The sequence below is a fragment of the Deltaproteobacteria bacterium genome (genome assembly GCA_011773515.1).
Taxonomy (GTDB): Bacteria; Desulfobacterota; Deferrimicrobia; order J040; family J040; genus WVXK01.
The window spans coordinates 5,017-5,902 of sequence record WVXK01000100.1 but is presented as its reverse complement, the minus strand read 5'-3'; the positions used below and the strand labels follow the sequence as shown (position 1 = coordinate 5,902).

Annotated in this window: 1 protein-coding gene; it reads left to right on the top strand. The window is 50.2% G+C overall.

What is annotated here, in order from left to right:
• Positions 1 to 762, top strand: a 762-nt coding sequence (locus GTN70_10920) for an HD domain-containing protein (GenBank protein ID NIO17477.1), incomplete at its 5' end; no start/stop codon positions are given.
• Positions 763 to 886: the final 124 nt, after the last annotated feature.

Below are 886 nucleotides of genomic sequence, written 5' to 3'. Positions count from 1 at the left end.
GGGGAATACCTCAAGAAAGAGGGTTTTTACAATGATTCATTCATATCCATTCCATTGAAGAGCAACGGCGATGTTATCGGGGTTCTGAGCTTTTCCAACAAGAGAGGGGGAGGGAAATTCAGCGAGGAGGACATCGAAAAAATCGACCCCATGGTCTCCAGCGTTGCCCATGTCCTGGAGGGAGGCCTGCAGTTCAAAAGGAGCCTCAGGTCCTTCGGCGAGATATCGGTTTCCGCCATGTCCAAGGCCTTCGAAGTGAAATATCCCTTCTTCAGAAATCACTCCAGTGAGGTCGCAAGTCTCTGTGTCGAACTTGGGAAGAAGATCGGTCTTGATGCGAAACAGATCGAACAGCTTCGAACCGCGGGGCTGGTACATGACGTCGGCATGATATGCGTTCCCTCGCTGATAATGAACAAGAAGGAGACCCTGGAAGAGAGCGAAAAGCACTTTGTGAGGAAACACCCTTACATCGGGTGGAAAATGCTCGAAAGCGTCCCTGAGTTTGACGATATACGCAGTATCGTTCTGTATCACCACGAGAGAGCCGATGGAAGCGGGTATCCCTTCGGGCTCAAAGCCAATGAGATACCCATACAGGCAGCCGTGCTCGCAATAGCGGAGTTTTTTGCCTCGGTAACTTCCCCCCGGCCGTTCAGGGATGCAAAGTCCGCGGAAGAGGCGGTAAAGCTCCTGCGGGAATCTGAAGGCAGCTACTTTGAAAACCATCTCGTGGAGAACCTGATCACGCTGGTTCAGTAGAGCGGGGGCCGAATCGGGGGCTTTTTTCTTTCATCTATCGAGACAGGATATTTCACAACATTTCCGATCTTTCAGATTCTTTGCGCTATAATTGAAACATAATTCTTTGCCCGCATATCTAAGA